This is a genomic window from Mycobacterium sp. KBS0706, assembly GCF_005938675.2.
Taxonomy (GTDB): Bacteria; Pseudomonadota; Alphaproteobacteria; order DSM-16000; family Inquilinaceae; genus Inquilinus.
In genome coordinates this window covers 1-300 of the sequence record NZ_VCCH02000412.1, presented here as the reverse complement: position 1 = coordinate 300, position 300 = coordinate 1, and the positions used below count along the sequence as shown (strand labels likewise).

At 70.7% G+C, this 300-nt stretch carries 1 protein-coding gene; it reads right to left on the bottom strand.

The window, feature by feature from the left end; translation table 11 throughout:
* Nucleotides 1-300 (bottom strand): peroxidase-related enzyme (locus tag FFK22_RS42505; RefSeq protein WP_143957077.1); only part of this gene is annotated, 300 nt, incomplete at both ends.

Sequence of the window (300 nt, the reverse complement as noted above, 5' to 3'; positions counted from 1 at the left end):
GGCGCCGAACGAGCCCGGTGTCTCGGTCAGCGCCACCGCGGCGGCGACGATGGCGTTCCAGCGCTCGCCCAGATCGGCGCCGATGCCCTCATCCAGCAGCCGCTGCACATCGTCGCCGCGCCTGGAATGCACGGTGGCGAAGCGGGAATGGACCGAGGCGCAGTAGATACAGCCGTTTAAACGAGAGGTCGCGGTCGCCGCCAGCTCGCGCTCCGCCCGCGGCAGGCCGCCCTCGGGGTTGTAGAAGATGTCCTTGTCGGTCCTGGTCCGCGCCTGCAGCACGTCCGGGTCGCGCACCAG